Source organism: Tepidimicrobium xylanilyticum (assembly GCF_900106765.1).
GTDB classification, from domain to species: domain Bacteria; phylum Bacillota; class Clostridia; order Tissierellales; family Tepidimicrobiaceae; genus Tepidimicrobium; species Tepidimicrobium xylanilyticum.
The window spans coordinates 386,324-409,840 of sequence record NZ_FNNG01000001.1 but is presented as its reverse complement, the minus strand read 5'-3'; the positions used below and the strand labels follow the sequence as shown (position 1 = coordinate 409,840).

At 33.3% G+C, this 23,517-nt stretch carries 18 protein-coding genes; 14 read left to right on the top strand and 4 right to left on the bottom strand.

Translation table 11 applies throughout. The features are described from left to right. The first annotated feature begins 14 nt into the window (after positions 1-14). Positions 15-1,742 carry a 5'-nucleotidase C-terminal domain-containing protein gene (locus BLV68_RS01805; protein ID WP_093750255.1) on the top strand — a complete coding sequence of 576 codons (1,728 nt, stop codon included), beginning with the start codon at positions 15-17 and terminating at the stop codon, positions 1,740-1,742. Positions 1,743-1,787: 45 nt separating this feature from the next. Here the strand turns inward: BLV68_RS01805 and fsa are convergent, their stop codons facing one another. Then, the gene (fsa, locus tag BLV68_RS01800; RefSeq protein ID WP_093750253.1) at positions 1,788-2,459 is read right to left on the bottom strand and encodes a fructose-6-phosphate aldolase; all 672 of its coding nucleotides are present in this window, start codon (positions 2,457-2,459) and stop codon (positions 1,788-1,790) included. A gap of 19 nt (positions 2,460-2,478) precedes the next feature. Then, positions 2,479-2,760: a class II fructose-bisphosphate aldolase gene (locus BLV68_RS01795; protein ID WP_159428579.1), complete on the bottom strand. Its 282-nt coding sequence runs from the start codon at positions 2,758-2,760 to the stop codon at positions 2,479-2,481. Positions 2,761-3,671: 911 nt separating this feature from the next. Here BLV68_RS01795 and yhfZ point away from each other — a divergent pair. The 10 genes from yhfZ to BLV68_RS01740 all read left to right on the top strand — a co-directional run bounded on the left by yhfZ (position 3,672) and on the right by BLV68_RS01740 (position 14,082). Next, positions 3,672-4,610, top strand: coding sequence for a GntR family transcriptional regulator YhfZ (yhfZ, locus tag BLV68_RS01785; protein ID WP_093750249.1), 939 nt, complete (start codon positions 3,672-3,674; stop codon positions 4,608-4,610). 60 nt (positions 4,611-4,670) lie between these two features. Next, the gene (locus tag BLV68_RS01780) at positions 4,671-5,036 is read left to right on the top strand and encodes a PRD domain-containing protein (protein ID WP_093750247.1); all 366 of its coding nucleotides are present in this window, start codon (positions 4,671-4,673) and stop codon (positions 5,034-5,036) included. Positions 5,037-5,146: 110 nt separating this feature from the next. Then, on the top strand, positions 5,147-5,515 hold the full coding sequence (locus tag BLV68_RS01775; RefSeq protein ID WP_093750245.1) for a DUF2620 domain-containing protein: 369 nt from the start codon (positions 5,147-5,149) through the stop codon (positions 5,513-5,515). Positions 5,516-5,518: 3 nt separating this feature from the next. Continuing rightward, positions 5,519-6,838: a YhfT family protein gene (locus BLV68_RS01770; protein WP_093750243.1), complete on the top strand. Its 1,320-nt coding sequence runs from the start codon at positions 5,519-5,521 to the stop codon at positions 6,836-6,838. A gap of 144 nt (positions 6,839-6,982) precedes the next feature. Next, positions 6,983-7,885 carry a phosphotriesterase family protein gene (locus BLV68_RS01765; protein WP_093750241.1) on the top strand — a complete coding sequence of 301 codons (903 nt, stop codon included), beginning with the start codon at positions 6,983-6,985 and terminating at the stop codon, positions 7,883-7,885. Positions 7,886-7,897: 12 nt separating this feature from the next. After that, entirely contained in the window at positions 7,898-8,992 is a 1,095-nt protein-coding gene (locus BLV68_RS01760; RefSeq protein ID WP_093750239.1) for an aminotransferase class V-fold PLP-dependent enzyme, read from the top strand. Positions 8,993-9,007: 15 nt separating this feature from the next. Next, a complete protein-coding gene (locus BLV68_RS01755; RefSeq protein ID WP_200773600.1) occupies positions 9,008-10,177 on the top strand; it encodes a YhfX family PLP-dependent enzyme in 1,170 nt (389 codons plus the stop codon). Between the two features lie 10 nt (positions 10,178-10,187). After that, positions 10,188-11,393 carry a phosphopentomutase gene (locus tag BLV68_RS01750; protein WP_093750235.1) on the top strand — a complete coding sequence of 402 codons (1,206 nt, stop codon included), beginning with the start codon at positions 10,188-10,190 and terminating at the stop codon, positions 11,391-11,393. Between the two features lie 190 nt (positions 11,394-11,583). Next, positions 11,584-12,564 carry a P1 family peptidase gene (locus tag BLV68_RS01745; protein WP_200773599.1) on the top strand — a complete coding sequence of 327 codons (981 nt, stop codon included), beginning with the start codon at positions 11,584-11,586 and terminating at the stop codon, positions 12,562-12,564. A gap of 138 nt (positions 12,565-12,702) precedes the next feature. Further along, positions 12,703-14,082, top strand: coding sequence for a TraB/GumN family protein (locus BLV68_RS01740; RefSeq protein WP_093750233.1), 1,380 nt, complete (start codon positions 12,703-12,705; stop codon positions 14,080-14,082). A 346-nt stretch (positions 14,083-14,428) separates the two neighbouring features. Here the strand turns inward: BLV68_RS01740 and BLV68_RS01735 are convergent, their stop codons facing one another. After that, positions 14,429-16,537 (bottom strand): methyl-accepting chemotaxis protein, encoded by a 2,109-nt coding sequence (locus tag BLV68_RS01735; protein WP_093750231.1) that lies wholly within the window; start codon positions 16,535-16,537, stop codon positions 14,429-14,431. A 344-nt stretch (positions 16,538-16,881) separates the two neighbouring features. Between BLV68_RS01735 and BLV68_RS01730 the strand changes: the two genes are divergently transcribed. Beyond that, a complete protein-coding gene (locus BLV68_RS01730; RefSeq protein ID WP_093750229.1) occupies positions 16,882-17,766 on the top strand; it encodes an S-layer homology domain-containing protein in 885 nt (294 codons plus the stop codon). 54 nt (positions 17,767-17,820) lie between these two features. Further along, positions 17,821-19,362 (top strand): murein biosynthesis integral membrane protein MurJ, encoded by a 1,542-nt coding sequence (murJ, locus tag BLV68_RS01725; RefSeq protein ID WP_093750227.1) that lies wholly within the window; start codon positions 17,821-17,823, stop codon positions 19,360-19,362. A 102-nt stretch (positions 19,363-19,464) separates the two neighbouring features. Here the strand turns inward: murJ and BLV68_RS01720 are convergent, their stop codons facing one another. Beyond that, the gene (locus tag BLV68_RS01720) at positions 19,465-20,148 is read right to left on the bottom strand and encodes a cell wall hydrolase (RefSeq protein ID WP_093750225.1); all 684 of its coding nucleotides are present in this window, start codon (positions 20,146-20,148) and stop codon (positions 19,465-19,467) included. 409 nt (positions 20,149-20,557) lie between these two features. On the opposite strand from BLV68_RS01720, the gene BLV68_RS01715 reads away from it, so the two are divergent. Then, the gene (locus BLV68_RS01715) at positions 20,558-23,380 is read left to right on the top strand and encodes a sigma 54-interacting transcriptional regulator (protein WP_093750223.1); all 2,823 of its coding nucleotides are present in this window, start codon (positions 20,558-20,560) and stop codon (positions 23,378-23,380) included. The last annotated feature ends 137 nt before the right edge of the window (positions 23,381-23,517 follow it).

Below are 23,517 nucleotides of genomic sequence, written 5' to 3'. Positions count from 1 at the left end.
AGGGGGAATTTTTAGTGTTTAAATTTGGGAACAAAGGATTACTAAGCTTTTTCCTGTCCTTAGTATTGGTACTAGGTTTATTAATTGGACCAGTACATAACCTAGCCTTTGCTGAGGAAGGGGATGTAGTAAAACTTACCATCATTCATACTAATGACGTTCATAGCAGGGTTGTGGGTAGCGAGGATAGCTTGATTGGATATGCAAAATTGGCCACTCTAGTTAAGGAAATGAGAAAAGAAGGAAATGTATTATTGTTAGATGCAGGAGATACAACTCACGGACTACCTATTGCCACTATATCTAATGGCGAGTCCATAATAAAGCTTATGAACCAGATGGGCTATGATGCAATGGTACCAGGAAATCATGATTTTAATTATGGATATGATAGACTAATTGAATTAAATAGAATGGCTGACTTTCCAATACTGGCAGCAAATGTTATTAGAGAAGATGGCACTAGGGATTTAGAGGAATATACTATTATAGAAATAGATGGTATTAAAGTAGGCATATTTGGTTTGACTACCCAAGAAACCAAATTTAAATCCAATCCTAAAAATACTGAGGGAATTAATATTAACGATCCAGTAGCTGTGGCAGAGGAAATGGTTAAAAAACTAAAGGAAGAAGATGTAAAGTTAGTTATTGCATTGGCACACATAGGCATGGATGAGGAAAGTAATCCTAAAACTACAGATATAGCCAAAAAGGTCCAGGGGATAGATATTATCATAGATGGACATAGCCATACTATGTTGGAAGAAGGAGAAGTAATAGGAGATACGCTTATAGTTCAAACGGGAGAATATCTTAAAAATATAGGGGTAGTAAATGTTGAGCTTGCAGATGGCAAAATAAGCAAAAAAGAAGCTAAACTAATGACATTTGAAGATGCTTTAGCCTTAAAAGAGGATGAAGAGATATCTAATAAAATATCCGAGTTAGAAGAGGAAAATAATCAGGTACTATCAGTGACAATTGGCCAAAGCAATGTTGATTTAGTAGGAGAAAGGGAAGTAGTAAGGGCAGGAGAATCAAATCTAGGCAATTTAGCAACAGATGCTATGCTGGATATAACAGGAGCAGATGTAGCCCTTACCAATGGAGGGGGAATTAGAGCTTCCATCCCAGCTGGCCAAATATCTAAAGGAAATATACTTGAGGTATTCCCATTTGGTAACTATATAGTAGTACTAGAATTGACAGGGGAAGATATTATTAAGGCCCTAGAGCATGGTGTAGATACTTATCCTGAACCAGCAGGAAAGTTTCCTCATGTGGCAGGAATGACTTATAAGATAGATCCATCTAAAGAAGCTGGCAGTAGAATAGTGGAATTATTAATTGATGGAAAACCTGTAGAATTGAATAAAACCTATACCCTTGCGACTAATGATTTTCTAGCAGTTGGCGGAGATGGATATACGATGTTCGAAGACGCTCCGATAGTTGGAGAGTTTGAAGGTCTTGATGAGGCTTTAATTAAGTATATTGAAAAAATAGGAGTAATAGATTATCAAGCTGAAGGCAGGATTACAACTGTAGAGGAAGTAGTTGCTGAAACACCAGTTGAAAAACCAGAGGTAGTAGCTACTTATGTGGTAAAACCAGGCGATGTATTATGGAAGATAGCGAAAAAGTTTGGATTAACTTGGGAAAGACTAGCTGAATACAATAAGCTGAAAAATCCACATCTAATATTCCCAGGTCAGAAAATATTAATACCAGCCCAATAAAGCATATAAATCCTGCTAAGGACTTAAATCCTTAGCAGGATTATTTTAATCTATAAGATAAGTTTGATTATAGGCTGTTTTCCAGTCCTTTATAAAGGCTTCAACGCTAGAATCCGTTAATGGGTGATGTAATAAGTTTTCAAGTACTTCCAGCGGCAAGGTAACAGAATGTGCTCCTTCAAGACTTGACTTATGCACTTGTTCCACATTTTTGAAGCTAGCTGCTAATATTTTTGAATCTAAATTATAAGTATCAAACAATTTTTTGATTTGCCTAATTACCTTAACACCATCACCGGAGATGTTATCCAATCTATTTACATACGGTGCTACAAAATTGGCTCCAGCTAAAGCTGCCACTAGAGCTTGTTGTGGAGTGAATATAGCAGTTGCTGTAATCTTGAAATTTTCCTCTTTCAGCATTTTAATTGCTTTTATTCCTTCTCTAATAACTGGAATTTTTATATAGATATTCCCACCAATGGTATCTTTGATGAAATGGGCTTCTTTTATTATATTTTCAGCCTTAGTAGCTAAAACTTGAATATGGAACATTTTCTCCTCTCCTATGACCTTTCTAATATCTTTCAATAGATCTAGATAATCTCTATTTTCTTTTGCAATAATGGTAGGATTTGTTGTAACACCTGCTATTGGGTAATATTCTATTCCTTTTTTGATGCTATTAATATCTGCAGTATCCAAGAATATAAGCATTATGGAACCACCTTTCTAGTTATATTCTACTTAAACAGTTAAACATTTTATAGTATTTAATAAGGCATTCTTTTATAGCCGCTTCGGCGACTAGGTTAATATCTCCAAAATTATCGGCAGTTTTTAAAGATTCCTTTATGCCTTCTGTTGCTGCAACCATGAGATCTGTCCAAATATTAATTTTAATTATGCCTAACTTAATGCATTTTTTCAAGCTGTTTTTACTGGTACCTGAGCCACCATGTAAGACTGATGGGATGCTAACTTTTTTGGCTATTTTTTCAAATCTATCTATGTCCATGTTTGGTTTTCCTCCTAAAGATATACTTAGAAGGAGGTATAGCAAGGACATATATTCGTGGTCAAATATGTAAATAAAAGAATAGCTCCTTGAGATCAATATTGTGCATTAGCAGAATTTATATGCTGTACAATACTATAGATTTTTTGAATTGGAATAAAGATAGCTCTTATGTTAAAATGACTTGAGACTAAAAAAGAATTAAATAATAATTCTTAACATATTCCATTTAAAACCGATTATGCTTGTGACAGAGGGTATGCCGCATATAGTTCCCTCCCCGTTGACATATTACAGTAAAGGGGATCACAATAACTAACCTCCAATAAAAAACTATGGCGATACTCTCTGTTTATTTATTATGTATTAGCCAAAGTCATAATTGTGAGCAAGTGATAAAAACCACCCTTTATCTGGATAATCACTGGGATAGAGGGTGGTTTATTGATTTTTTATCAATTTTATTGTGAAATCTAGTCATGAGCTTATCTTTATCAATAGTCATTCTTTTACCATTCCTTTTAGAAAGCTACCATAAGACAATTTTAAAGTTATACCAAAATTTTTGTACAGTTTAAAAACTATTTCTTTGAAGCCTAATTGTTTTAAAAAATTGCTACAATAGAGGAGTTCACTTGCACAAACAACATTGTGTTGAAGGTTTAAAGGAGTCTTATTTAAATTAATAAGGTCTATATCATTAGTATTAAATATTTTATATAAAGGAACCAAAGATGTATAAAACAACTGTTCTACCGTCCTTAGATAAGTATGCTTTTAACTTCTCTTTCTTCCCTAATACTTATAAAAATATAATTCTCAACCAAAAATGTTGCAAACATTTTCAAAATATGATACAATTAATGTACAATATTCCGTACAATGAATATTATTGAAAGAGGAAGATGTAGATGCAGAGTTCTAAGAGAAAATTAATGTCCAAAAATGGTGAGGTTGCCATGCTCTTAGCAAGAGAGTTTATTAGTTATGATGTAGGGGATAGGATTAGAACTATAAGAGATTATGCAGAGATTTTTAACACTGGTAGAGGTACAGTTCAATCTGCAATAAAACTACTGGAGTCGGAGGGAGCCATAAGATTAGAGAGTAGAGGGCATCTAGGGACTTTTATATTATCCGTGGATTTCAATAGATTATGGAGTATTGCTGACTTTGGAGTAGTGATGGGGGTTATGCCCTTGCCATATTCAAAAAGGTATGAAGGATTGGCAACTGGATTATATAAAGCCTTTGAAAAGGCAAATATTCCTTTTAGTTTAGCTTTTATGAGAGGAGCAGAAAAGAGGATACAAGCATTAGATATGGGGAAATATGATTTTGCTATTACTTCAAAGTTAGCTGCTCTTCATGAAAAAGATAAATACGAATATATTGATGTAGTGCATATTTTTAATGAAGGAAGTTATGTAGGGGAACATATTATTATATTTAGGGATAATAATATTAATAGAATAGAAGATGGTATGAGGATAGGAATAGACCCAGCTTCACCTGACCAATTTTTGCTAACCCAATATGAATGTGAAGGGAAAAATGTAAAGTATATAGAAACTTCCTATAATCAAATAGTAGAAAAATTAAAGAATAAAGAAATAGATGCAGCAGTATGGAATGAAGATGAAATAAGGGAAAAGGGTTTAAAATTTAATATTAAAAAGTTAACAAATCAAAAGAGTTTAGAGGTGAATAAAAAGGACACTGCAGCAGCTATGGTAATAAACAACGAGAACTTGGAATTTAAAAAGATTATAAAAAAATATATAGATATGAATTATATAGAAGAGATTCAAGAAGAAGTATTAAAGGGGAATATAATTCCCATGTACTAATTTTTTTAAACTGAATATACAAAAAACTGTATAATCAACTCAGCTATAGGAGGGATAGTAATGGATGAGCAATTGATGATGAGATTGGATTTGTTATTAAATGCAGGAGCTATAGATGAGGAAATAATACAAATTATTAAGGAATTCATAGAGATTATAAAAAAGGAATTATCATTTACTATAACTGAAAAAAATGGGTCAATGTTAGTAAATCATATGGCAATGGCTTTAGCAAGGATTAAAAAAGGAGAAGAGATTTTACCTATGGAAGATGTTTTATTTGAAGAAGTGAAAACTTCTGCTATTTACTCAAGAGTGCCTTCAATAATTAATGAATTAGAGGAAAAGTTTAATATAGAAATACCTGAATCGGAATTTGGGTATATAGCCCTCCATTTATGTAACTTAAATAATTTACAAAATTAAGGTTTTTAATTTATTATTTATAGATTCAAAATAAATTTAGTGAAGAGGTGATCGTTTGTGGATGTATGAGTTAATGAATATATTAATAGAAAATAAAGGAGGTTGTTAGAATGGTGAATATTGTTGTTGGTGGACAAATGGATAAGCAATTAATAGGAAAGCTTATTGAAGAACATGGTAAAGGAAAAGTAAAAGCTAGTGCTAAAGGGGATATAGAAGCTGTACTTGATGTAAAAAATGGACAAGCAGATTATTACTTTGGCTCTTGTGCTACAGGGGCAGGAGGGGCTTTAGCTATGGCCATCGGATTAATCGGTGCGCAGAATTGTGTATCTGTAAGCATACCTGGAAAGATTTTAACAGAAGAAGAAATGAGAAAGGCAGTTCGAGAAGGAAAGAAAGCTTTTGGATTTGTAAACACTGACGCTGAGAAAGTTATACCTGTTTTAATTGATGAAATATTGAAAAAGGAGGAATAGGAAATGTTATTTGAAATAAATTTGCTCACCATTATTGTAATGGCAGCCTTGGGTGGTATTTGTGCCTATTTGGCAAACCAGAATATAGCTGTATTTCATGATGGCTTACGTCCCTTATATCCTCAATATTTTGATGGTATCATGGATCGAAAGACATTATTTGCTACAAGTTTTGCTTTATCATTTGGTTTAGTGATTGGCTTTGGTATACCTACATCGATTGCAGGAAAGATAATCATCGTTCATACTATTATGCTTGCTTGTGATATTATAGGGACTGCTTTTCCTGATAATGAAAAAGGCAAGTGGATATCAACATCTGTTGGAGCATTATTTGGAATTCTTTTGTTATTCGGTATGCAAGTAATCATGGATATTTTTTCGGTATTGCCTATAGATTTTACTAACGATCTTAGCACAGTAGGAAGTTTAATAATTGTATCATTCTCTGTATTTCCTGCTATTGCAGTTGGGTATCAAGCAGGAGTAATAAAAGGTGGAATTGTATTAATTTTAATTATGCTAATAAAACAAATTACGTCTTTATATGGACACTTTTCTATAAAAACAGTAGATGTAGTATTAAATGCCGATGGAATGGCATTACTATTTGGAATTGTTGCTATGGTTTTTGTTGCTGCAAGACATAATAGAAAATCAGACGGAGAGGCAGCAAGTACCTTTGCAGTATTTGGTAAAAATATTGAAAGAATTAAGAAAAACATAGTTATTTTAGCTATTAGTGGTGGAATTGTTGCATTATCAACAACCTTATTTCTTATTGCTGAAGGACCAGCTTCCTTAACTCTTACTGCAGAAGGTAGATATGCTGAAGCAGCAATGGTTGCATTAGGAAGAACTTTAGGCTTCATTCCTTTAGTGATGACTACTGCAATTATTTCAGGAGTATATTCACCTGCTGGTACTAAAGCTGTTCATGTTCCTGCAATCTTATTTATTAATATGGGAATTATGGGATTGGTCGGTTCTTTCTTCGTTGGAGCTTTAATAATGGCAATAGAAATATTATTATTGGGATTCATAGCTGCTGGAATGGATAAGTTCCCAGGGATGAAAGAATTAGGAGATAATGCGCGTACTGCAATGTCCAAAGTATTAGATACTGCATTGCTCGTTGGTGGTATGTTAGCAGCCAATGCAATTGCTCCTAATATAGGGTATATTTGGGTAATTGGTTTATTTTTCTTAAATCAAATTTCCAGCAAGCCTATTGCATCAATGGCGGTTGGGCCACTTGGTGCCATAACAATTGGTTTAATAGTAAACATTCTCCACCTACTAGGCTTATTCCCCATTGGATAAGGTAGAGCTCCTTTAAAGTTAAGGGAGAAATTTCTCCCTTAACTTTATCTAACTATTGTTTTATATAAGGCTGTTAATATTTTAATGGCATTTAAAGTATTAACAGAGTTATATAAATAATATTAAAAGATAAGGAGTAAGAAAATGATTAATACAGTTAGGGGAGAAGTGAAAAAGCTTGGCAAAACTTATATACACGAACATATTAAACTAGATTTATCAGGTCATAAGAAAGATCCTGATACAAATTATGATGATACAAATGAAGTGATGCTGGAATTAAAAGAAATTAAGGAAAAGGGGATTGATTCAATAGTTGAAGTTACGAATCGTGGTATGGGTAGAGATGTTTTGGCGATGGTAGAATTAGCAGAAAAAACAGGCTTAAACATAATAGCAAGTACTGGCTTTTATAAAGAACCTTTCTTCCCTGAATATTTTTATCAGTTAAGTGATAAAGAATTAATTCAAATGCTTATTAAAGATATTGAGGAAGGTATAGATGGGACTGGCATAAAGGCTCATGTATTAGGGGAAGTAGGAACTAGTTATAATGAGATTCATGCAGCGGAAAAAAGACTTTTTGACATTATAGGAGATGTACATTTAAATACTGGAAAGCCAATTTTTACTCATACAACTTTGGGAACAATGGCGTTAGAACAAATACAGATACTTGAAGAAAAAAAAGTTAACTTAGAAAAAGTATTAATAGGCCACATGGACTTGAATTATAATCTGGAATATCATCTAAGGGTTGCAGATAAGGGCTGTTATTTGGGATTTGATACAATAGGTAAAGTTAACTATCAACCTGATGAAAATAGAATTAACTTAATTAAGGAATTGGTTGCTAGAGGACATGAAAATCAGATTATTATATCCTTAGATTTAACCAGAAAGTCCCACTTAAAAAAATATAAGGGAATTGGATATTCTTACCTTATAGATACATTTGTACCTTTATTAATTAAATCTGGAATTAAAGAAGAGACAATTAATAAGTTTTTAGTCCAAAATCCAGAGAGATTACTTAGTATACCTTAAAGGAGGCTTATAATGAAAACTTATCCTATAGAAACCATCAATATAGAGGAAGCAAAAGGGTTTCAGTTTAAATTAGTAGATATTATCCATAGACATTTTAGAGGAGATGAATTCTTAGGTACTGGGGATTATGGAGTGGTACCAGGTATTGGTAGACCTATTTATACCAAAAAGGTAGAAGAAGTATTGGCAGAATTTTTTGATGCAGAAGCATGTATTTTAGTTAGAGGTGCTGGTACTGGTGCTATAAGGAACGTGATAAATGCTAGAGTTAAACCCGGTGATAAGATATTAATTCATGATGCTCCGACATATCCTACAACAAAGATAATTATAGAATCTATGGGATTAGAACCTGTTACAGTTGATTTTAATAGGATAGATTGTATAGGCGAGGATCTAATTAAGGATGTTGACTTTTGTCTTATCCAACATTCAAGACAAAAAATAGACGATAGATATGATTTGCAAGAAGTAATTGATAAGCTGAAGTTAATAAATAAAGAATTATACATCCTAGTAGATGATAATTATGTAGTAATGAAAGCGAGAAAAATAGGAGTACAAAGCGGAGGAGATTCCAGTGCCTTTTCATTATTTAAGCTATTGGGGCCAGAAGGTATAGGGTGTATAGCTGGTGATGAAGGAACTATTGATAGGATTAGAAAGATGAATTATTCTGGGGGAAGTCAGATACAAGGTTTTGAAGCCATGGACGCATTAAGGTCTTTGGTATATGCACCAGTAATGCTAGCCATACAAAAAGAAGTGGTAGATGAAGTTGTAAAGCAGATTAATGAAGGCAGAATAAGAGGTATTAAATCTGCATTTATCGCTAATGCTCAATCAAGAGTAATACTTGTAGAATTTGAGCAACCGATAGCAAAGAAGGTGTTGGAATATACCAATATTTTGGGAGGAGCTCCTTACCCCGTAGGAGCCGAGTCCAGATATGAAATTACAGGAATGTTTTATAGGGTGTCAGGAACCTTTTTAAAATCCAATCCTGAATTAGAAGATTACATGATTAGAATAAATCCAATGAGAGCAGGAGCAGAAACTATAATAAGAGTTTTGGACGAAGCTATAGCTAAAGTCTTGAAATGAGGTGGTTAAATGTTTTTGGATATAACTATTAGGCGAAATGTGGAATTAATAGATGCAGCAGTTTATTTTCATCAAAAAGGTGAAATTAAACCTAATACCTATGTACTGGATATTGATAATATAGTGGATAATGCAAAGAGAATAAAAGAAGAAGCTGATAGAAACAAGATAAAACTTTATATGATGACTAAACAGATAGGTAGAAATCCTGAAATTGCTAAGATGATATCTGAAATAGGTATTGATAAAGCAGTAGCGGTAGATCCTTGGGAAGCTATGACTTTAACAAGGAATGGAATCAAAATAGGGAATGTTGGGCATTTAGTCCAGATTCCATCGAATATGGTTAAATGTGTAGTAAGTTTGGATCCAGAGGTAATTACAGTATTTACTATTGAAAAAGCTAGGGAGATTTCCGAGGAGGCGGAAAGGCAGGGAAAAGTTCAAGATATACTACTAAAGGTGATAGGTAATGAGGATTTAATCTATGAAGGGCAAAATGGTGGATTTAAGATTAGTGAATTAGAAAAAACAGCTAAAGAAATAAAAAGATTAAAAGGGGTAAGAATAGTTGGGGTTACGGCTTTTCCTTGCTTTTTATATGATTCTAAGGGAAGGCAAATAATAAAAACACCTAATTCTAAGACTCTTATGGAAAGTGCAAGGATTTTAAGGGAAGAATTGAATCTAGAATTAAAGCAGATAAATGCTCCTAGCGCCAACTCTATAGCTTCCATTCCAATTCTAAAGGAGATAGGAGCGAACTACGGAGAGCCCGGTCATGCTTTTACGGGAACTATTCCAATTAATGCGGATATAGACCAACCAGAGGTTCCGGCCATAGTTTATGTCAGTGAAGTTTCCCATATATATGATGGAGTGGCTTATGCATATGGAGGTGGATTTTATAGAAGAGGCAATTTAAAAAAAGCTTTAGTAGGTAGAAATTTAGATGATAGTTTAAATAATATGTTGGATGTAATACCACTGTCTCCTACAAATATAGATTATTATGGAGGACTTAAAATAAAAGATAGAGAAGTAAGAGTTGGGGAAACGGTTATTTATGCTTTTAGAACCCAAATATTTGTAACTAGATCCGAGGTAGCCTTAGTAAAGGGAATTAAGGAAGGAAAACCGGAATTAATGGGAATATATGATAGTCTAGGGAACCGGCTCAAATAGAGGTGATGTGATGAAACGAGCTATTGTTGTAGTTGTAGATAGTTTAGGTGTAGGGCATATGGAAGATGTATATGAAACCCGACCTCAAGATGTAGGGGCGAATACCTTTATCCATTTGCTAGATAAGGCTAAAAAGATCAATATACCTAATTTTGAAAGATTGGGCATTAATAAGATACTTAAACATGAGAGATTAAATCAAGTAGACAATTTAGGAAGTTATGGAATACTAAATCTTGAGCATTATGGTGCAGATAGCTATGTAGGCCATCAGGAGATTATGGGAACTAAACCTAAGAAACCCTTATTAAAGCCTTTTAGTTATTTTAGAAACGAGGTAATAAAAAAGTTAGAAGCTGAAGGGCATAAGGTAACTTCTCCAGATAAAGATAAACCGTATATTTTAGTAGATGATTTAGTTGTTGTGGCAGACAATATAGAAACTGATTATGGGCAAATATATAACGTTACTGCACCTTTGGATTATATTACTTTTGAAGAGGTAATAGACATTGGTAGAAAGGTGAGGAACGTTGTAAAGGTAAATAGGGTAATAGCCCTTGGAGGCAAAGGGGTTACCATAGAAAAGATTTTAAATAGTATTGAAACAAGGGAAGATGGATTAACTGGAGTGAATTCACCTAAGTCGGGAGTATATAATAAAGGCTATTTAAGCCGACACTTAGGTTATGGAGTAGCCCCTGATAAACAGATAAGCAATATACTAGCTACAAAGGGTTATAAAGTAACCTTAATAGGAAAGATGCAAGATGTCATAGAATGTGAAAAAGCAAGGAGAATTCCTGTAGTAGATACGGAAAAAGTTATGCAACAAACCCTTGATTCCATGAATCATCTAAGTTCAGGAATTATTGCTGCTACTGTTCAGGAAACGGACTTAGCAGGACATGCTCAAGATGTAGAAAAGTATGCAGAGAAGTTGATGATTGTGGACAAATATATTGGCCATATTATGAATATAATGAGAGATGAAGATATATTATTTATTACTGCAGATCATGGTAATGATCCAACTATAGGTTTCAGCCAGCATACTAGAGAAAAAACATTCCTACTGGTATATGGGAAAAGAATAAAGAAAACGGATTTAGGAGAAAGAAGTACTTTATCCGATATTGCAGCAACCATATCGGACTACTTTAATGTTGATAGAACTGAAAATGGAATTAGTTTCTTGCCACTTTTAAAACTATGAGATCAGTACCCTCCTTAAAAAGGAGGGTATGTTTTTGAGATAATTCCTAATTTATAAGAGAGCTAATATATCCATGAAATTTTTAAAGAGGGATTAATTCAATGCATTTCTTTAGTATAATTATTACTGATAGACAAAAAGGAAGTTAAACTTTTTAATTAAAGTAATATTCTAAAAGGAGGTTTGGGTTATGGAAAAGAACAATAATATAAAGGAAATACCCTTTACAAATATTGATGGAATTAAAGTTGGACATGCCCAAGATATTGAAGCGGGCACAGGATGTACCGTTATTATCTGTGAAGAGGGAGCAACTGCTGGCGTTGATGTTAGGGGAGGTTCTCCTGGAACTAGGGAGACAGATTTATTAAATCCACAGAATTTAGTAGATAAAATCCATGCAGTAATGCTATCAGGGGGTTCTGCCTTTGGGCTGGATGCAGCTTCTGGAGTCATGAAGTATTTAGAGGAAAGGGGAATTGGATTTGATGTCCAGATAACTAAAGTACCTATAGTGTGCAGTGCAGTATTATTTGATTTAACAGTTGGAGACTATAGGGTAAGGCCAGATTTCAATATGGGATATGAGGCTTGCAAGAATGCAACGAATGAGGAGTGTCCTAATGGCAATGTGGGAGCTGGAACTGGTGCTACCATTGGGAAGTTTTTAGGAATGGAAAGGGCTATGAAAGGAGGATTAGGTTCATATGCTATTCAAATTGGCCATTTAAAGGTGGGTGCTATAGTAGCTGTAAATGCTTTAGGAGATATAATCGATCCAGACACTGGAAAGATATTAGCTGGTCTATTAGATGAAGAGGGCAAAAAATTAATAGGTACTGAAAATATAATGGCGGCAAAATATTCAGAAAAAAAGAATATTTTTAGTGGTAATACTACCATAGGAGTTATTGCCACCAACGGAATATTTACTAAATCGGAAGCTAATAAATTAGCCTCCATGGCACATAATGGATATGCAAGGACTATTAGGCCAGCCCATTCCATATTTGATGGGGATACTATATTTACTATTGCTACTGGTAAGGTAGAAGCAGATATTAATGTAGTAGGTTTTTTAGCTGCAAGAGCTGTGGAAAGGGCGGTAATAAATGCTATTAGATCAGCAGAATCGGCTTATGGGCTTAAGGCTTATAGGGACTTGTTTTAATAAGTTTTGCTTTTCATTGCCATACAATATACTATAACTGAGAATATATAAATTTGATAGCATTTAACCATTGTTTTTTATCCATTAATGGATTATAATGGGAATTGATCGAAAATAAAATTTATTAGGAGAGATAATATGTACATGAGAATTAAGAGAGATCTATTAAAGACCATAGTAAGTTTATCTATTATTTTTACGATTTTATTAACTTTTATTGTACCTATTTGGGCAATCGAATTTCCGACGCCTGATATAAGTCCTTGGGCTTTAATTACCCTAAATGAGGGAGAAAGGTATGGTATCTACACTACTGATTGGTATTATGACGGTTTTAGGGAGGAAATTTCGCAGGAAAGATTGGAACTATTGTTGGAAAACACAGCAAGCAAAATAGAAGCCTTAGAATTGAATAAAAATGAACATTTTACACCAATACCCTCAAAGGGTGATAGAACTCGAGAGGATGTACTAATAAGGTTGTATAATATATTAGCCCAATATGATATTCCAGTTGGTGATTCCCATATTGATTATATGCTGGAAAAAAATATATTACGGGGTACAGGGAGTGGATTAGACCTTAATAGCATATGCACTACAGAACAAGCAGTGGTTTTTGCTACTAGACTAATAGAAGATACTTACAATTTATTGGATGCAGGTGCTAAAGGGCTAGCATGGAAAGTAGAACACAACGGTAATACCGTCTATTTATTAGGTTCAATACATGCAGGCAACAGTCTTATCTATCCTATAAACGATAAATTAAAGGAAGCTTTTTATGAATCTGATGCACTACTTGTAGAAGCTAATATACTTAATATGGGGAATCAGTTAGAAGGTTTCATAGAACTAATTACATACCAGGATGGCACTACATTGAAAGACCATATTAGTGAAAAAACATACCAAAAGCTTTTACAAGTTAGTGAAATATACGGTATGCCGATAGAATTATTTGAAGAATTTAAACCCTGGAGTATAGGTATTACCTTAGAAACCCTATCTATGACCGATATAGACAATGTAGATGGAAATCTACCATCGGCTATCTTAGGAATAGATTTATATTTTATGTCCCATGCCCAAATAATTCAAATGCCTATTATTGAATTAGAAGGGTTAAGCCACCAATCCGATTTATTTGACAATTTGTCATCAGAATTTCAAGATCAATATTTAAATAAAGTTTTAGATAACATACTAAATCCATCTGATGATCATTTAGATTCAGTTGAGCTTTTAGAAGAATGGCTAAATCAGTGGAAAGATGGAGACATTGAAGGATTTACTGAAAGTTATTTAAAAAATGCTGTAGATACAGAAGATGAGATCTCCAATATGCTCTTTGGAGAAAGGGATAGGAATATGGCAGAAAAAATAATAGACTTGCTTGAATCGGAAGAAAAAGGTACTTATTTTGTTGTAGTAGGTGCAGGCCATTTTGTTGTTCCAGATACTATAATTTATCAATTAAAAGATAAAGGATATAATGTAGAGGTATTTAATTATTAGGCAATTTTAAAAAAATCAAAGGAAATTGGTTATATTCCTTAACTTTTTTAAACTTGCTCTATGGCTTTATGCCAAATTAAACCATTCCTTATTATGGGTATGACTTAGAAGGTGTGACTAGCAGATTAATTTCATCACTATATATTAAGTGAAAAACGTGTAGGTAGTATAGTAAAGTATATATTCAGTGAAGGAAGAAAGAAAAATTATATAAAATTGGTTAATATACTTTTCCTTTTTAATCTTTTTTTGGTATAATAGATTATGTATAAAACTACCCACACACTTGAGTGTTAACATTATTGTTAACCTCACCCCATAATAAAAATTAGCCCTTTTAAAAGGGCTAATTTTTTGTGTTCATTTCTAATTTTATATTATCCAGTAGCATTTGAAGTTCCTCTGCTAAAGATGCTAAACTTTCTGTGGAGGAGGATATTTCCTCCATAGAGGCCATTTGCTCTTCTGTAGCTGCAGAGGAGTTTTGGATCATTGAGGCTATGTCTTTGCTCATGTTTTCTATAGATATGGCTGCATTGGCTACAGAATCCACATTGTTATCTATGCTGTTGGTAGATTGTACTACTTTATTTATGCTTTCTGCAATATTTATAATCAAATTGGCAATTTCATTAAAACCTTCTTCAGCTTCTTTTACTCTTGTGATTCCTACTTCAACTTCCTTATTGGTGGTATCCATTTTTTCATTGACGTAATCTATTAAAGTATTGTTGTTTACTAATATAAGATAAATTTCTTCCGCCGATTTCTTAGTTTCTTCGGCTAATTTTCTTATTTCATCTGCTACTACTGCAAAGCCTCGGCCATATTCGCCAGCTCTTGCCGCTTCTATGGCAGCATTTAAGGCTAATAAATTAGTTTGCTCTGCTATTTCCTGAATTAAATCTAACATTTTATTCATTTCTTTAGAGCTAGTGTTGACGTTGTCCAAAGAGGATCTAACGGTTGAAGTACTATCCTTGATGTTTTCCATCTGTGAAATTACGTCTTCTATTTTTTCTCTTCCTATTTTAGTACTATCTATAACTCTTTTTCCTAAGGATTCAGCATTTTTTGTTTCTTTTGCCATTTGGTCTACCTGATTTGAAATTTCCTTAATAGATGAAGTAATATTTGATATTTCATTTAATTGAGCTTGAGAAGCCTCGGCAACTTCTCCTGAAATTTCTGCTATATTTGTAGCAGTAGCTGTAGATTCTTCTGAGATGGCAGCTAACTCTTCGGAAGAAGATGCTACTTGATGTGAGGATTCCAGGACTTCAGTTGCAAAGTTTCTCATATTATCCGTTATAAGCTGTAGGGATTGAGCCATTTTACCAATCTCATCTTTTCTTTTTATCAATTTAGATTCTATATCCAGGCTAAAATCTAATTGGGATAGAGCAACAGCATAATTTGTTATTTTAGCAATTGGTTTCGCAAGGCTTCTACCAAATGTTAATGAGAATATTATTCCAATAGCTAAGGCTAACCCCATGGTGGTAATTAAAGTCGTCTTTAGTGAATTAAGACCTTTTAGTATTTCCGCTTCATCTATGCTAACTATTAAAGTCCAGTTCTTAGAACTAATAGGAGAAAAACCAATGTGGGTAATTTTACCATCTTGCTCATATTTACCGATGCCTGGAATTCCATCCTTTATCATTTGCTCCATAGTAGCTACTTCTTCTACGCTACTAGAAGAAACTCTGTCCTTTAATCCACCGAAAGTGACTACCCTACTAGAGCCATTACTGACAGTTGCACTTCCTACTACAGTTGGATGAGCAATTATATCAGCAGTCTCATTTAGTATATATGCATGTCCCCCTTCTCCAAAAGTGATTTCACTGGCAACTTTATAAAGCTCTTGAGCTGATATGCTGGCTACTACTACGCCTACATGTACCTGTTCATATTTTAAAGGTGCTGCAATTATTATTTCAGCCTTATTTGTAGCAGGGTTTATCATAGGCTCGGAGAAGAAGGTTTTTCCAAGATAAGCTTTCATAAAGTATTCTTCTTCATATATATCCAGTTGCTTACCATCGGAAAGGTATAGATTGCCTTGCCTATCCGATATCCCAATAGTGGATAATTTAAGCCTTCCCTTTTCTAAATCCAAAGTTTTGAACTTTTCTTTCATTGGGATTTCAGGGTTTCCAAGGATATCTACATTTCCCAATGTTTCAATTGAATAGGTATAACTTTTAATTCGTTCATTTACTAAATTAGCAGAGTCTATGGCTTTGTTATAGAGCAACTCTTCATAGGAGGATATTAACTCCTTTTTGGATATTAAATAAGAAATTTGGCCTATTACTATAACGAATATTATTAGTGTTAAAGTGGTAAATGTAATCATTTTAGAACTTATACTATGAGTGCTTACCTTATTATTATTTTTCTTCTTAGTTTTCTTTTTTAAAAATTTTGTTTTCCCCTTTATTATCATATGATTCCAACCCCTTTGTAAAAATGATGAATATTTTCACATATGTAATTATTAGACAAAAAATTTCAAAATCCTTTATTTTTATGAAAATTTTAGTATTATTATCAATATTATAATCATTTTAAGTTAAGTAGTCTTTAAATTTACATAGGTACTTATACCTAATTATGATAATTTGTATCATGCATTTTAATGTAATTGAATTGTAATACTTTTGTAAATTGATATTTCTATATTGTAAATAGTGGAAATTTCCCTACAATTGTAACTATTATGTAACCAAATGAAATTATTATAATATTATAATAGATTTAAGGTTGGTTACATCTAGAAAGGGGGATAATGTGAAGAAAAAAGTTTTAATTTTTCTAGTTCTCATTTTAATATTTGCTTCACCTATCTATGCGGCTGCTAGCCTAGAAGAAAAATTAGGGAATCACTGGTCGAAAAATGAGATAGAAAGGGATTTTTTACTCTACTATTTCCCCTATTTGGCAAAAGATAATTTTAATAGGCTAAATTTGAAGGAAGCTTTTTATGAAGATGAATTCCTACTATCTTTTTCTTCATTATTGAAGGAGAAAGGTTATACTAGAATGGAGATAGGCTGGAAAGAGAAATTGACTAGAATCGACATGGTGAAGCTTTTAGCTGAAAAGCTATTAGAGATTGGAGCAATAGAACTTAATCAGGAGCCAGTTCCTTTTAAAGATTTAGAAGGGGTTCCTATAGAAAAGAAGGAAACTTTACAAGCACTATATCATGCTGGGCTTATCAATGGACAGTCTAATTTTAAGTTTAATCCATATGCACATGCTACCCAAGGAGAAGTAATAATATTATTGCAGAGGGTAGATAAACTTTTAGATGAAGTCAATAAAACAGAAAATGCTGAGGAAGATGAGATTATAAATATTCCCTTTACTCTGTCTGGAATAGTCCAATCCTATTCCGGAGTAGAGGGAATTAATTCAAAGATAGGAGAAGATAAAGTATATGTAACCATTACCAAAGAATTTCCCACTACAGGTTATTCTATGGGAGTAGATAAGATCTTAAAAGAAAAGGATGAATATAAAATATATTTAAATATTACTCCCCCAAGTAAGGATAGCGAACAGCTAATGGTTATTACATTTAAAACTATTACCATCGAAATTAATAAGCAGGATTTAGGCCTTCCCCCATACAAATTTGTATGGGTTTTTTTGTGTAAATTTTGTGGATAAATTGTAGTATAATATATACATATCTATGGAGTAATGCATGGAAGGAGAATATATATGTCGAATACTGGGAAGGTAGCAAAACATGCAGCTATGATTGGAATTTTTACTTTAATAAGTAAGGTTTTAGGGTTTTTAAGGGAAGTTTTAATTGCATCTAAATATGGTTCTGGATACGAGACGGATACCTATTTTGTTGCCATGACGGCTACTACTATTTTAATGACTACAATTGGTGCTTCATTGAATACAACCCTTATACCCATTTTCACAGAAATAGGGGAGAGAAGCGGGAGAAGGGGAAAACTAAGGTATTTGAATAATATACTAAATGTAATACTACTTATTACCATATTATTAGCTTTATTTGGATTTTTTCTTTCTCCCATAATAATTAAAATATTGGCCAAGGGATTTGAAGGAGAACAGTTTCAGCTAGCGGTGAAATTGAATAGGGTAGGCCTTCCTATTGTAATTTTTTTAGGTTTTACCTATGTTTTTTCAGGATACCTACATAGTAGCGAAATATTTGGTCCTCCTGCAATTATGGGACTTCCTTATAATTTTGTATTTCTGTTTTTCCTAATCTTTTTTGCAGACAAGGGAAATATTGAGGGGCTAATGTTAACCAGCGTTGTAGCAGCATCCACCCAATTTTTAATCCAGATACCAGCTATTAGGTACCAGGGTTATAGATATAAACTGGATGTCAATTTAAGTGACCCCTATTTAAAAAGGGCCTTAGTATTAGTATTGCCAGTAATGATGGGGTCGGCTGTACAACAGTTTAATACGGTGATTGATAGGACTTTAGCCTCTAGCTTAGTAGAAGGAAGTATTTCAGCTCTTACCTATGCTTCTAGGTTGAAGGACTTAATAATCTCTGTTTTTGTAGCTGCGGTTACAACAGTAGTATTTCCAATGCTGTCTAAAGCTTTTTCGCAGGAAGATATTAGGCAGGTTAAAAAGATATTAAACCAAGGAATCAATATTATACTGATTATTACGGTACCTGCTACCATGGGGATAATAGTATTATCAGAACCTATAGTAAGAATATTTTTCCAAAGAGGTGCCTTCGATTCTAATGCAACCATTATGACCTCCCAAGCCTTCATATTCTATTCTTTAGGATTGGTAGGTGCTTCATTAAGGTTAATGTTAAATAGGGTATTTTATGCTTTTCACGATACCAAAACACCCATGTTAAATGGGGCGTTTGCAGTAGGTTTAAATATCATATTAAATTTAATATTAATAAGATTTATGGCGCATAGCGGCCTAGCATTGGCTACTAGTATATCTGCTACTTTTACTACTTTACTCTTATTTTTAAGTTTGAGAAGAAAAATAGGTCCTATAGGGTTAAGAAACTATTTGAAATGCTTTTTAAAGGTATTATTTGCATCGATAGTTATGGGGATATTAGTATATTTTATTTATTTTGGATTAACGGCTAATCTTATTAGTTCTACAATAGGAGAATTTGTTATACTAATTATGTCCATAGGCATAGGGGCAAGCATATATTTTATTTTATGTTCTATATTGAGGGTGAAAGAGGTTAGATTATTGTTTAAGGGATTAATAAGAAAATAAGATAGAAGTTTCATGAAGCCTCTGGCTTATGTATGTTCATAACCATAATATTCCTAACATAATGCTTTATCAATAATAAATCAGGGATTTCTCCCTGATTTATTATTGATAAAATACATGTCCACCAATCCTAGTTACATAAGTTTTGTTACGTACAATCCAAGAACCTGCTGATTTACTAGGGTTAAAGAAATATGTTGCATTTCCAACTGGCCTAAATCCATTTATGGCATCTTTTGCTGCATTTATACTATCCTGGGATGGAGTGTTGTAAATCGTACCATCAGCAACAGGACTGAATTGAGGTATATTATCATAATATTCAAATATTACATTGTAGATGGTATTTGGAAAATCCCAAGAATTTACCCTATTTAAAACTACATTACCAACGGCCACCTTACCCAAATAAGGTTCTCCGCCAGCTTCTGCTTCTATGATACGGGCTAACCAATAGATATCATCGGAGGTGAATCTACCTAGGGCTTGTCCCCTTGAAGCTATAGGATAGCTATATAAAGCCCTTTGAGTTTCTGGTCCAGCAATACCATCGATTCTTAAACGATGGTCTATTTGAAAATTGATAACTGCCCTTTCAGTTATCAATCCATATATTCCATCAATATAGAAATTGTAATAACCTCTAGAATTTAATTCTCTTTGCAGCCTTAAAACATCATTACCACGATGGCCATAATATAAGGTTCTGGAATAGCCACTAGCCGATGCTGGAAGGGCTAGTAGGATTAACATTACCATAACTAATAATATTGTTTTTTTCTTCATTTTCAATGCACTCCTTCCTAAATCTAGTCCGAAGTTAGCATTCGGATGGGGATAAACCCCTTTGTTGGTTCCCTCGTACCTCAAATTTAGGATCAGTCATTGCTTGATTTACAACAAAGGTTATTATATAAGAAGAAAAAGATTATGTAAACACCATAGGAGTAGATACCAGATATTACATTTACTGAAAATAGCTATTATTGCTAAAGTTTGACAAAAGGCTAGAAATTGGGATATAGGTAGTCTTGAGGGCTAAATTGCAGAATAACATAAAACAATGTCGAAGTTGACTATTATATTGATACGCTATATAATAAATAAAAAATATTCATACAATTTGTTGCTTCCTAGAGATAAATTGAGAAAGGGGATTTGGGGTAAAAAATTAATTTCATAAGGAGGCATTTAATTGACTAGAAAAGAAAAGGTTTTCAATTGTTTACAAGCTCTTTGCGACCAGGTGACTTTAGACGATTTAGAAGGTGGTTTTTCCGGTTTTCAGGCATCGGAAGTTGGACAAAAGGCCGATATAAGTAGAAATAATGCTAGTGCAGAGCTTAATGCACTGACGGCAGAAAAGAGAATAGTTAAGATTAAAGGTAGGCCAGTCTACTTTTTTACTAGGGAGAGATTGGAGGAACTTCTTTCCATAAAACTGGAAGATAAGGTATTTGAAGTAGATTCAATCAATTATTTTATTGAAAGGAAGAACGATTCTAAGAATGCAATTAAAGTAGAGGAAAAATCCTTTGAAAAGTTAATAGGGGCTAATGGAAGCTTAGATCTTCCAATTAAACAGGCCAAGGCAGCAATATTATATCCACCTAGGGGACTTCATACCTTGTTAGTAGGCTCTACTGGAGTGGGAAAAACCACATTTGCAGAGATGATGTATAATTTTGCAGTGGAATCTGGTACCATAGACTCAGATGCGGAATTTGTAATTTTTAACTGTTCAGAATATGCCAACAATCCCCAATTATTATTATCCCAATTATTTGGTTATAAAAAGGGTGCCTTTACAGGAGCAGATACTGATAAAGCAGGTCTTGTGGAAAAGAGCAATGGAGGAGTACTATTATTAGATGAGATACACCGGCTTCCACCTGAAGGTCAGGAAATGCTTTTCTTGTTAATGGACAAGAATATCTATAGGCGTCTTGGAGAGACGGGAAATACTAGAAAGGCCAATGTGTTATTAATAGGAGCTACTACTGAAGATGTTAACTCCAGCCTATTGCAAACCTTTTTAAGAAGGATTCCAATGGTAATAAAATTACCGGATCTATCTGAAAAGCCTTTAATAGAAAGGCTTCAACTTATTAAACAGTTTTTCCTTGATGAGGCAAAATGTGTACAAGTACCCATTAGAGTCAGCAAAGACGTAATAAAAGCCTTCCTTCTATATGATTGTAATGGGAATATTGGGCAGTTAAAAAGCGATATACAATTGACCTGTGCTAGAGGTTTTTTGGATTATAGAACCTATGATAAGGATAGGATAGAAATACACACATCTTTATTACACGACTACATATATAAGGGACTATTAAAACGAGGATATAATAATCAGGAGATAATGGATCTTATTGGTAGAGATAATAGTAACTATTATGAATTTACGCCCTTTGATGAAGGGTTTACAATGTTAGGCGAATATGATATTTCTGAGGACTTATATAAAATTATCAAAGAAAAACATATAGAGTATTCCAAGCAAGGTTATTCCAAACAAAAAATTAATCAAATGCTAAACGTATATATAGAAGAGTATATTAAAAGACTTATAAAGAGATTCGATATTGTAAGGGGGATTCCAAAGGATGAAGAGTTGTTTAAGATAGTCAGTCCAAAAGTCTATTATGCTATGGAATTGGCTTTAAATCTTGTAGAGCAAAAATTCAAGAAAAGATATAACAAGAAGGTCCTTATTGGGCTCTGTATGCATATTTGCGCTTTGATGGAAAGGAGTTATGAGGGAAAGACTTTGGATTATCCTCAATTAAATGATATAGTGCTCAATAATCCCGTTGAATTAAATGCAGCAAGGTTAATTAAGGAGATACTTGAAGAGGAATTAGGTATAAGTATTCCTAAGGAAGAAATAGGAATTATAGCCATGTTCTTAAGTTCAGTTAATGCAGACTTAGGGGAGTCAGAAGGAGCAATAGGGGTAATTGTTTTAGCCCATGGTAAATCTACTGCTTCTAGTATAGCAGATACAGTAAATAGTTTACTAGGAACCAAACATTGTAAAGCTATAGATATGCCCTTAGACTGTAAAGTGGAGGAAGTCCTTGATAAAACAATAAATATGGTAAAATCTATCGTTCAAGGCAAAGGAGTACTTCTTATGGTGGATATGGGTTCATTAGTTGCTTTTGCAGAAATAGTAACAAAAAAGACTGGTATAGAAACTAAATCTGTGGAAATGGTTTCAACGCCTATGGTGTTAGAAGCGGTAAGAAAGGCTATGCTTCCAGAAATGACCCTTAACCAGCTTTGTGAAGATATTCAAAATGTAGGTCCTTATATTGGTAGAGTACTTACTAAGGATATAAAAAATAAAGTGCTAATTGATGAACCTAAGACAATTATTACCACCTGTTTAACAGGACAGGGAAGTGCCATAAAACTTGTTCAGTTTATAAATAATGCGCTACCTATAATCAAAGATTATAACGTTAATTTGGTGCCATTAAATTATGACCAGGATACTAAATTGAATGGGATAGAAACAAAAAACCTGATTGCAGTAGTGGGAACGGTAGATTTAAAGATTCCCGATGTGCCATATATTCCAATTGATGAAGTTATTATTGGAGATGGATTAAAGACACTTGAGAAATTGATAACAGGACAAGAATTAGGCAATTATAATAAGCCTTCAGAATATAGCATTATTGGTGTACTAGAAGAAACATTGGCATTTCTAAATCCAATCAAAGCTTATGAAATTATTAGAAATGTATTTATTAAGATAATTAATGAACTGGGATTGGTAAACAATGATCGTATGAGAATAGGGTTTTTGTTTCACACCTGTACCATGGTAGAGAGGGTATTAACAGGTGAAAGTTTAACGTATAATAATATTCAGAGGTTGATTCAAGCAAAACCTCAGTTATATAAGGTAATAAAAAATAATTTACAAGAAATTGAGGAGAAATTTGGCATTGAGATTCCTGATACAGAAATAGGATATATAATGGATTTTTTTGATGCACAATAAAGCAAATCAAATAATAGTGAAGCACATGATAATTTTGATCATGTGCTTTTTTATTTACATTTTATTAAAGTTTGATAATTTAAGGCTTTTCAAAGTTTTTCTGCGAAGTGAGACGTAAATTGGCACAATAGTTGCTC

Excerpts from the sequence above, each read along its gene's own strand:
- fsa (WP_093750253.1), bottom strand. The coding sequence starts at position 2,459 with ATGCTTATATTCTTGGATACTGCAGATATTAATAGCATCAAAAAAGGA.
- BLV68_RS01765 (WP_093750241.1), top strand. The coding sequence starts at position 6,983 with ATGATTAATACAGTTAGGGGAGAAGTGAAAAAGCTTGGCAAAACTTAT.
- BLV68_RS01745 (WP_200773599.1), top strand. The coding sequence starts at position 11,584 with ATGGAAAAGAACAATAATATAAAGGAAATACCCTTTACAAATATTGAT.
- BLV68_RS01775 (WP_093750245.1), top strand. The coding sequence starts at position 5,147 with ATGGTGAATATTGTTGTTGGTGGACAAATGGATAAGCAATTAATAGGA.
- BLV68_RS01795 (WP_159428579.1), bottom strand. The coding sequence starts at position 2,760 with ATGGACATAGATAGATTTGAAAAAATAGCCAAAAAAGTTAGCATCCCA.
- BLV68_RS01760 (WP_093750239.1), top strand. The coding sequence starts at position 7,898 with ATGAAAACTTATCCTATAGAAACCATCAATATAGAGGAAGCAAAAGGG.
- BLV68_RS01740 (WP_093750233.1), top strand. The coding sequence starts at position 12,703 with ATGTACATGAGAATTAAGAGAGATCTATTAAAGACCATAGTAAGTTTA.
- BLV68_RS01780 (WP_093750247.1), top strand. The coding sequence starts at position 4,671 with ATGGATGAGCAATTGATGATGAGATTGGATTTGTTATTAAATGCAGGA.
- yhfZ (WP_093750249.1), top strand. The coding sequence starts at position 3,672 with ATGCAGAGTTCTAAGAGAAAATTAATGTCCAAAAATGGTGAGGTTGCC.
- BLV68_RS01720 (WP_093750225.1), bottom strand. The coding sequence starts at position 20,148 with ATGAAGAAAAAAACAATATTATTAGTTATGGTAATGTTAATCCTACTA.
- BLV68_RS01735 (WP_093750231.1), bottom strand. The coding sequence starts at position 16,537 with ATGATAATAAAGGGGAAAACAAAATTTTTAAAAAAGAAAACTAAGAAG.
- BLV68_RS01750 (WP_093750235.1), top strand. The coding sequence starts at position 10,188 with ATGAAACGAGCTATTGTTGTAGTTGTAGATAGTTTAGGTGTAGGGCAT.
- BLV68_RS01770 (WP_093750243.1), top strand. The coding sequence starts at position 5,519 with ATGTTATTTGAAATAAATTTGCTCACCATTATTGTAATGGCAGCCTTG.
- murJ (WP_093750227.1), top strand. The coding sequence starts at position 17,821 with ATGTCGAATACTGGGAAGGTAGCAAAACATGCAGCTATGATTGGAATT.